The following is an 8,867-nucleotide window of genomic DNA, read 5'->3' as shown; positions in this document are numbered from 1 at the left end:
TTCTTCTCTTCCTGGTTTGGGAAACAAGCTTTTCTGCTTCCTCTTCCTCGCGCGCGCTTTTAAATTATCTCTTTTCTTTAAATTCTTTAAGTTCTTTATCTTTAACAAACTCTGTACCCGTTGGAGCACAAGGGTTTCAAGAGTTCATTGTACTTTTTTGTCGGGTCTATTATACTTTTTTGTCGGGTCTATTATACTTTTTTGTCGGGTCTATTGAACTTTTTTGTCGGGTTTACTTATACTTTTGTGATTTTATAAAGTATATTATGGTCAGAGATAAAGCCTTTACGTTTTACAAGAAGTATATTTGTAGGGATAAAAAAATTATAGTAGGAGCGATTCTATGGCAGGCAGACGGAACAAAAAGGAAGTTATGATTAGTAGTGCCGACAGCATTAAAAAGAGCAATCAGTTGTCTACGGCAAAGCTGAATCAAGGGCTGACACTGAATCAAATGCAACTGCTGTCCTATGCCATTTATGCAACCCAACAGGACGGCTCCACAACTTTTATCAAGGCTGATTTTGAGAAGAAGTTTGGTCTAGGTGAGTATCGAACTGAACATGCAAAAGTGGACGCACAGCGTATTTTAAGCATTCAAGCAGGCTTTGAAGATTTAGAGAACGATACGTTTGAATACTGGAATGTTTTCAGAAAAATGAAGTACGACAAAGGAACGTTCACATTCCTCTGGGATCCAGAAATCACACCGCACATCTTGGACTTAAAAGACAAGTATGTCTTGACTGATTTAACGATTACTGCGAACTTCAAAAGTGGCTTTAGTTGGACGTTATATGATTACTTGAGGGGATTATACGGTTGTTGGTACGTCTCCCTGACGAAAGAAGCCCTCATGAAGTTGTTTGGTGTAGAGGACAAAAAAAGCTATCAAAGCAACACTGGTAAGCTTAAACAAGCCGTGCTTGATGTCGCCATTTCTGAAATTAATGAGTTTACCGAGCTTGATGTAAAATACGAGGAGATCAAACAAGGGCGCTCCATTGTGGGCTTCAAACTGTTATGGAGTACTGGCAAGGGGGTTCATAAGGCTTCCCAGAAGCAGATGGATATTCTGCGGAGCATTGTTGACGCTGTATTTGGAGACGCCTTGATGTATGCAGGAATCAACGACAAGACAAACCGAGAACGCGCCATGCAGATTGTGCGAGACTTTCAGCATATGAAGTCCCATTTCCTTAGACCAGAAGTCGGCTTGACCGCTGATAAATCGAGTGAGCTTGCCCGAAAAGCGAGCGAGGATCTGGATGCACTGAACTACCTTCTGGACGCCGAGGGCATGGAAAGACTTGAGGCCAGTGTCCCGCTCTTCAACTGGCTAGAGGATTAACAAATTAAAGTGTGACACTTTTGGAGGTGAAAGGAAGCCATGACTTACGAGGAAAAAGCAAAAATTATCTTGGAAAAGATGGACAAGTTCATTCAGGTTGACTGAAATTTCGAAAAGTATTATTTGCAGGGAATTATTGACGGTTTAAAGGAAATTGATCATAATAGTGAGGAAGGAACACCCTAGCCACAAGTAGGGAACGATAAAGTGAAAGGAACCCCACTCACCGCAGTGGGGTTCCTTTTCTATTTCGGTTGGTTGTTCAATATGCCGTTGAACATCCCCAAGAGTTCGGGGTAGGCTTCCCGGAAGTACTTCTCCGCCAAGTACGGCATGACCGTGACGAAGTTGGCGGAGAAGTACTTCCTGCTGAACCAATCGCTCCCCGATACTTCCGCCGAGGTGTAGAAGCGGAACGAATACAAGAAGTACCGCAACGAGGTAAGGCGGATTGGTATCAATATCAGCCAGATTGCCCGAGCCTTAAATCAACTTGTCTACCGTCTGAACGAATTCAAGAAGCCGAAACGGAGTAGCTTATTCAGTTTGGGAGTGGACTTTGACCGCAAGGACTCTCCCACCACCGAGGAACTGAAGGAGCAGCTGGACCAGATTCAACAAGAAATGGACGGGACCCGAGAGGAGCTGACCGCAAAAGAGGGTGAACAGGACAACAAGTGCGTCCTCAAGGGCGGTTACAACTGCGAGATTGACCGCATACGGCAGGAAACCGAGGAAACGAGGGAACTGTTCAACAAGCAGGGCGGTGGGCAGGCTAAGCATTATGTCTTGAGCTTCGCCGAGGACGAACTGGGGCAGACCCCGGAGGATTACCAGAAATGCTTGGAGATGGGCTACCTCTTTGCGGAAAGGGCGTTCCCCGAGCAGGAAGTCGGCATTTTCGTGCATGGGAACACCGAGAATGTCCATTGTCATATCCTTGTTCATAGCGTGAGTATCGAAGATGGACGCAAGCTACAGCTCAAAAAGGGCGCTCTGGGCGATTTAAAACAATCGGCTGATGAAAAAAATATGCGAGGAATACGGAATCGGGCTTAGAACGCAAAAATCGGCCGAATACGAGCATGTGAGTGTCGTGTCTGCTCACGACAAGGAGAAATCATGGACAGAGCGAATCAAACAGAGAGTAGATACGGTTCTGGAATCCGCCACCAGTTACACTGACTTCGAAAAGCAACTGGAGGAAAGAGGCATTTCCTGCGAGCAGAAGCAGTTCACGGATCGGAAAACAGGCAAGACCCAAGACTATCTCCTGTTCAGCTACTGGGACGAGGAGAAGGGCAAGGAGCGGAAAATCAAGAACACCACCCTGGGTAGTCGCTTCCGCAACGAGCGGTTGCAGTCCTGCTTCGCACAGAACCTCCGCCAACAGGTCTTGAGGCAACCTGCTATTGCGCCAGAACCCATAAAAGGGTCGAGAGCGCCTGTTTCCGCTCCGATTCAAGTAAACACCCCCGACAAGAAGCAGGAAGCCCTGAACGAGCAGAAACAGGCGATTTTTAACGATACGAGGGAGAAACTGCGGGAAGCTGCTTCGCAGGAGGAAGTGGAACGGATTAAGCGAGAAGAGGAACTTAAGCAGGAGCTGGTGGATCGGGAGAAGGAAATCCAGGCAAAGCAGGAAGTCGACCACAAACGGCGCATGGCTCTGCTTCGGAGAGGGTTGGAACGCTGATATTGTTGTAGCTAATCAAATTTAATAATAAAAATTCTCCTGCACTCAACAGGAGAATTTTTTAAATATACAAACGCTTTAAAGTCTGTTACTGTCTTTCCGCCCAAGCGGATTCGCTATATAAAGATGAAGGGTATATGTAATACAAGAATACTCTGTTTCCACCATTAAGAGGATAGCCGTAAACAGCATTTTGAACAACTTTATAAGTTCTTTCCGATTTGAGCTTAAAATAATTTACTGTGTTAGGAACAGTTACGAATTTTCCGGAAGAAGAACTGTTCCCTAAAGATATTCCCACACTAATTGGAGTGCTAGGGACTGAGAAAGAAACAGAGACAGATACCGTTGGCCCTCCACCATTACTCCAATAGAAGCCACCACCTGTTGGAAAACGAGTTCCGTAACTAGGTTGATTACCTGCATAACCAGAAGCAGTCGCATACTTAGTAGCTATGGGCACAAAATCATAGCTAGAGTATTCAGGAACTTCTCTAGTCATAGATTTCTTTGCCATGATAGCTTGGATACTTTCTTGCAAAGATCTTTCCTGTTCTTGTTCTGGTACAACATACGAATACCTACTCGAATCTATTTCACTAGCATGAGCCTTTTCCATACGAGCGCCTATCACAGTAAAAGCGAAGAAACTTAAGAGAAAAGCACCAATAACATTCCATGTCTTCTTCATAAATTTACCTCCTTTTTTAAATCTAACTATATAATATTCTTTATTCCTTGAAATGTAAACGTTTACTTTTTAAGAATATTATTTTAAAATAATAAAAGAAATACTCATGTAAATAGAGGTGAAACTGATGAGAAGAAAAATAATTATGGGAGGAATAATCGTCTTTATTGCGTTAATAGTCTGTTTTTTCAGAGAGTATATCACCGTAAAACCCCCTCTTAAATTAATAGGAACTTATCAATCAGAAACAGATCCTCCCAATATAATCATGTTATCTTTCTTTCAAAACGGTACATTCGAAGAATACTATAATGCAAGTTTGGTAGATTCAGGGACTTATCTTAAAGAAGTAGACATTGTATATACGTTACATAGCGATAAAAAAGACGAGTACATAGTCCTCCAAGATGATGACTCTTTTTACTACTATTATGAGGGACCGAAAGGGTTGGATATTTACTTGTTAAAAAACTTAGGGAAGGTACCTACAAGGATCCTCACTGAATTTTACTATTCAAACTAAACTATTTTCTCAAAAAAGATGTAATTGCTTGCTATCAAATGGATAGATTGCAAAAAATAAAATTGGTAGTTATCTTAGCCTGCTTGATAGTCGTCGGTTGTCTGTTCGGTGGATTCGGTGCTTGCATCTGCTTCTTTTTTCTTGGCGATAAAGTCAGCGAGGTCTGATTCGGTAACTTGATAGCCTATTTTTCTGGATTCTTGTACAGCTGGCAGGTCTCCTTGACGGATCCAACGCAAGACAACTTGTCTAGAACTCGTAAGGCCTTCTTTTTCTAAGAATGGTGAGTACTTCAGATACGTTTAACATGTGACTCCCCCTCTTATTTATCTTTACTTTACTATATTATAAAGTAAAGTAAAGATAAAAGAAGATACAGGGCTCCTGAAGTCATTAACTTGTGCGTCAATTGATTTACGTCCATGATTTATGCCAACCGCCCTTCGGCCAAATTGCAAACATGGATTATTGCGAGATTGACCGCGTAGGCAAGAAACAGAAGAAGTGAGAAATCAAATCTGTTTAATAAGAAGGGTGGTCGGCAGGCAAAACATTACGTGTTAAACTTCGCAAAGGATGAACTATGGCAGACGCTAAGGATTGCCATAGTTCGCTGAAAAAGAGTTTTCGAAGCAGGTTATCGAGATTCTCATGCCTGAGAACACCAATAACGGCCATGCCCTATCCTTGAATATCGAAATAGATGTAAAATTAAACCGAAAAAAGGGCTCTCAGACATTTAAAAGAATCGGCCGTGAATTTATACCACGCTCACGGAATCGGCTTTAAAGCGCAAAAATCGGCCGAATACAAGCATGTGAATGTCATGTTCATATATGAAAAGGGAAGGCGCGGAAAATCGAAGACACCATCCTTGGCAGTTGTTTCCGCAATGATCAGTTGTAAATGGCATTCATTCGAAATCTTTATTAACAAGACTTGAAACCAAAGACCGTTTCTCCAGTGCCTGTGAGAAAGTCGAAAATGGTTGCTCCTGACCGAATTCAAGTGACAACAATGAAATTTCTTAAACGCTCAAAAACAGTCTATTTTCGACGATTCTGATACCTATTTCGATTACCTCAGTGGCAGCAAAAATAAATATTAAACGAGTTGAAGCATTTGGGCATAAAGATCCAATTGGTGAAGACTATTAAGGGGTGCACAGAGGTTTTTACATGGTTCAGGGTATATGAAATTACTTCTGGTTAGTTTTTTGCCTATGTGCTATAATTAAAGTGCGAAATGTGAAGATTTCGAGCATGAATAGCACAAAGACCACCTCTACAGCGAATAGAGGTGGTCTTTTTTTGCGCCCGTTGCGACTCCGAGCGTGTGGGTTAGTGGACAACTTGCTAATCGTCGTCTTTCTCGTCCAACCAACGAGAAACTAGCTCAATGACTAGCCCAACAATAATTGGGGCGACAATCAATGTGAAGATTTGTTGAAGCATGAATAGTACCCCCTTTCGGGGCAAGTTGCCATTGATAAATATAACATACTTGCCTTTAAACGTAATATAGACCTCGTTCAAAAGAATTATTCCTCTGCGCTGTCTGACTTTGTTTTACCTGCCTTTTGGTATGTAGGGCTTGCCCTGCACGAACGAAGTGAGCCTTGTTTCAAGCGCCACAACAGAATATTGCTCCATAGAGAATTAGACCTGCAAGAGCAAAGCGTGACTCTCCTTTCTGTAAACGAAGCCTCGCGATTATCTTCCCGGATATTGTGTCCGTCTAAGCTCTAAAATTGCTTAGTACGTTTCTACCTTTTACAGCGGTTATTTTTAAATATTTTTTTTGGCTTTATGAAAGATTAGAAGACTCTATTAGTTAAATTTATCTTTTATATTTTTTCTTTTAAACCTTTTAAACAAAAAAAAAAACAGTAATACCAATTGTTACAGCTTTTTTAAGACGAGAAAAAGGGATGCTTAAGACGAGGAAAAGAGATGCTTAAGACGAGGAAAAGAGATGCTTAAGACGAATAGATTAAAACCAATTCGTCTTTTAGTGTATAATCAGAATCATATAGGAATTGCTCTTAAAACATATTTCTTTAAGTTAATGAAAAGAGGTTATTGTATGCCCATGGAACATCAAGGAGATCCGAAAAAAATCTCTAAAATAAATGATTTAAGTAATCAAAAAGCAGTAGAACATAATGATCTGATCACTAGTGTGGCGAAAATGGATAAGGTTCCCCTTAAAATTTTTGAACTGGCCGTCTCCTGTCTGGATACAGAACATCCTCCAGCTGATAATGCGGTCTACCTTTCCAAGAATACCATCTATTCTTTTTTTGATGTTTCCAGCTCTAATAAGCATACTCGCTTCAAAAACGCGCTTACTACATTACATCAACAATCTATTTTTGAAGTGCAAGAGGAAAATGAGAAGGGGAAATGGAAGTACAAAATAATTTCTCCCATTTCTAGCAGTGAATGGAACGATTATAACGACACCCTCAAAATTAAGTTTACAGATGATATCATGCCCTATCTCATTGAGCTGAAAACCAACTTCACCCAATATCTGATTACCGATATCATGGGGCTGAACAGCAAATATAGCATTATTCTCTACAAATGGTTTTCCATGAACTATAACCAGTATGAGGCCTATAACGGAATGAAAAAACGCAGTAAGGAACAAATTGCCCTACTTAAAAATCCTTATATTGACTTAATTGAATTACGGAGAATAACTGATACCATCAAGGAGTATAGCCGAATATATGACTTCGAAAAGAATGTCTTACAAGTGGCGACAGAAGAAATCTGCAGGAGTACAAATTTCCAAGTTGGTTATGAGAAGATCAAGAAAGGGCGTTCCGTAGTGGGAATCAAATTCTACCTCGATAAAAAACGGCCGTTAGCAGTTCTTCCATACAAGGAAAGTGATCCTGCTTATCAAGAGGGGAAGGTGCGGAAACAGCATGAATAAGAGACTTTGTACACTCAAGCCATGCAGAGCCCATATACATCTATTCTTTTTGGGAACGACTTGATTAGCTTTCATGATATGCAGGATATTTTCTTGATGGGAAATCTTCAAAATCAAGTATATCCCTTATATGATCAGTTGAAGGATAGAAGAGGGTTAAATGGTGTAAAGGACCACTTAAGTTATGTATCCTTTCACCGAGAGGATTATAGTAAAGAAAAGCAGAACATTGCGAAATATCTGCAGCAATCCATCAAGCAATATCTGCAGACTGTTAAAATACAAGATAAAGGTATGGAGTAGGAAATGATGTCTAAAGATAAGAATAATGGAATAGCAACATTTACCGTTAGGAGCTCGCAGAAGAGCTGGGTATCTCCAAGCAGGCTGTCCATAAGAAAATCAACCAGTTGCCAACCGAGTTGACACCAAAAAAAGTTGATGGAGCTTACCAGTTGACGCATAAAATAGCTGATTTTATAAGAGATTCAGGGAAAATACCAGCAACCGTCAACCAACCTGTCAACCAATTGATTAACGGAGAGGTTGATGCGCTGAAAATGATGATCAAAGAGTTACAGGAAGAAAAGGAAAAAATATATGGTCAGCTGGAGAAGAAGGACATTCAGGTAGATCATCTTCAAAAACTAATCGATCAGCAGCAGCAGCTGACTCTCCAGGCCAATCGGCAGAATGAACGTCTTCAACTCCAATTAGAGCTCATACAAGAAAAAGAGGACCAGCCGTTGAAAGATGAAAAATTGATTCTCCGATAAAAAATGGTGGCACTTTTGGAAAAAAAAATTAATAAAGGATTAACACTACTTTTCATTTTAGGTGTCTTTTAAGGTATATCCAAAATCGACATAATCGAAAGGCTGCTCTTTATCACCTTTCTCGTGTAGATTTAGGTGTCGAATAAATAAATTGGAAGAGAGGTAAGAATATGAAGGTAGGATACGCACGCGTAAGCTCAATGGATCAGAACCTGGATCGGCAGCTGTGGGAAATAAGGAAGGCGGGCGCGGAAAAAATATTCCAGGAAAAGCTGTCCGGCAAAAGTATGAACAGCCAAGTCGAGCTGCAGCAGGCGCTCCAGTTCCTGCGGGAAAAGGATGTGCTAGTAATAGAATCTTTGGACCGTCTAGGTCGGAACTATGCAGAGATTGTCCAAATAGTGCAAAAGCTGGATCGTAAGAAAATCGGCCTGCAGATATTGAACATGCCCATCCTGAATCAAGACATGGGGACCCCAATCTTCAGCAGCTGATACGCAACATGATAATCCAGATTCTATCCTGGACTGCCCAGAACGAACGTGAGGAGATCAAACGGAAACAGAAGCAGGGTATTGTGATTGCAAAGGAGAAAGGTCACTACAAGGGTCGTCCGGTGAAGTACGCCTCAGATGCCAAGAATCCGAAAGACCGTATGACCTATCATGTGATCGTGAACAAATTGAAACTTGAAGAGCCAATCAAGAAAATTGCAGAAGATACGGGCGTGACTAGGGATACTGTCTATCGCATCAAAAAGCAACTCTTTAATCATATTCTCCCTTCAAAGTAAATCTTCCTTTTTTGTGAGGAAATTTTTATCTTACAATATAAATCTTGAATCACTCATATATTCCCCTCTTTTTGGATAAACATTCTCAAAA

The 8,867-nt window shown here is 41.0% G+C and carries 8 protein-coding genes and 2 pseudogenes; 7 read left to right on the top strand and 3 right to left on the bottom strand.

The window, feature by feature from the left end; all coding sequences use genetic code 11:
• The first annotated feature begins 373 nt into the window (after positions 1–373).
• The 3 genes from IPI15_RS19595 (at position 374) to IPI15_RS19585 (ending at position 3,047) form a co-directional block, all read left to right on the top strand.
• The gene (locus tag IPI15_RS19595) at positions 374–1,351 is read left to right on the top strand and encodes a replication initiation protein (protein ID WP_287421866.1); all 978 of its coding nucleotides are present in this window, start codon (positions 374–376) and stop codon (positions 1,349–1,351) included.
• Between the two features lie 552 nt (positions 1,352–1,903).
• The gene (locus tag IPI15_RS19590) at positions 1,904–2,410 is read left to right on the top strand and encodes a relaxase/mobilization nuclease domain-containing protein (protein WP_287421865.1); all 507 of its coding nucleotides are present in this window, start codon (positions 1,904–1,906) and stop codon (positions 2,408–2,410) included.
• A complete protein-coding gene (locus IPI15_RS19585) occupies positions 2,373–3,047 on the top strand; it encodes a relaxase family protein (RefSeq protein ID WP_287421864.1) in 675 nt (224 codons plus the stop codon). The genes IPI15_RS19590 and IPI15_RS19585 overlap by 38 nt, the downstream gene beginning before the upstream one ends.
• Before the next feature lie 88 nt (positions 3,048–3,135).
• Here IPI15_RS19585 and IPI15_RS19580 read toward each other — a convergent pair whose 3' ends face one another.
• The gene (locus IPI15_RS19580; protein WP_287421863.1) at positions 3,136–3,564 is read right to left on the bottom strand and encodes a hypothetical protein; all 429 of its coding nucleotides are present in this window, start codon (positions 3,562–3,564) and stop codon (positions 3,136–3,138) included.
• A gap of 319 nt (positions 3,565–3,883) precedes the next feature.
• On the opposite strand from IPI15_RS19580, the gene IPI15_RS19575 reads away from it, so the two are divergent.
• Positions 3,884–4,261: a hypothetical protein gene (locus IPI15_RS19575; protein ID WP_287421862.1), complete on the top strand. Its 378-nt coding sequence runs from the start codon at positions 3,884–3,886 to the stop codon at positions 4,259–4,261.
• Positions 4,262–4,335: 74 nt separating this feature from the next.
• On the opposite strand, the gene IPI15_RS19570 is transcribed toward IPI15_RS19575, so the two are convergent.
• Both IPI15_RS19570 and IPI15_RS20090 read right to left on the bottom strand, forming a co-directional pair.
• On the bottom strand, positions 4,336–4,557 hold the full coding sequence (locus tag IPI15_RS19570; protein WP_353845342.1) for a helix-turn-helix domain-containing protein: 222 nt from the start codon (positions 4,555–4,557) through the stop codon (positions 4,336–4,338).
• 1,059 nt (positions 4,558–5,616) lie between these two features.
• Complete coding sequence (locus IPI15_RS20090) at positions 5,617–5,715, bottom strand: type I toxin-antitoxin system Fst family toxin (protein ID WP_312221937.1); 99 nt, start codon at positions 5,713–5,715, stop codon at positions 5,617–5,619.
• Between the two features lie 631 nt (positions 5,716–6,346).
• Here IPI15_RS20090 and IPI15_RS19565 point away from each other — a divergent pair.
• The 3 genes and pseudogenes from IPI15_RS19565 to IPI15_RS20085 all read left to right on the top strand — a co-directional run bounded on the left by IPI15_RS19565 (position 6,347) and on the right by IPI15_RS20085 (position 8,776).
• A pseudogene (locus IPI15_RS19565) lies at positions 6,347–7,510 on the top strand (RepB family plasmid replication initiator protein).
• Positions 7,511–7,617: 107 nt separating this feature from the next.
• Entirely contained in the window at positions 7,618–7,983 is a 366-nt protein-coding gene (locus tag IPI15_RS19555; protein ID WP_287421858.1) for a DUF536 domain-containing protein, read from the top strand.
• A gap of 170 nt (positions 7,984–8,153) precedes the next feature.
• A pseudogene (locus IPI15_RS20085) lies at positions 8,154–8,776 on the top strand (recombinase family protein).
• Positions 8,777–8,867 lie beyond the last annotated feature (91 nt).

The organism is Candidatus Brachybacter algidus (genome assembly GCF_016707225.1).
GTDB lineage: Bacteria > Bacteroidota > Bacteroidia > Chitinophagales > Saprospiraceae > Parvibacillus > Parvibacillus algidus.
This window is presented reverse-complemented; position numbering and strand designations above follow the sequence as displayed.

Coding starts and splice junctions, on each gene's coding strand:
- IPI15_RS19585 (WP_287421864.1), top strand. CDS start 2,373: ATGAAAAAAATATGCGAGGAATACGGAATCGGGCTTAGAACGCAAAAA.
- IPI15_RS19580 (WP_287421863.1), bottom strand. CDS start 3,564: ATGGCAAAGAAATCTATGACTAGAGAAGTTCCTGAATACTCTAGCTAT.
- IPI15_RS19595 (WP_287421866.1), top strand. CDS start 374: ATGATTAGTAGTGCCGACAGCATTAAAAAGAGCAATCAGTTGTCTACG.
- IPI15_RS19575 (WP_287421862.1), top strand. CDS start 3,884: ATGGGAGGAATAATCGTCTTTATTGCGTTAATAGTCTGTTTTTTCAGA.
- IPI15_RS20090 (WP_312221937.1), bottom strand. CDS start 5,715: ATGCTTCAACAAATCTTCACATTGATTGTCGCCCCAATTATTGTTGGG.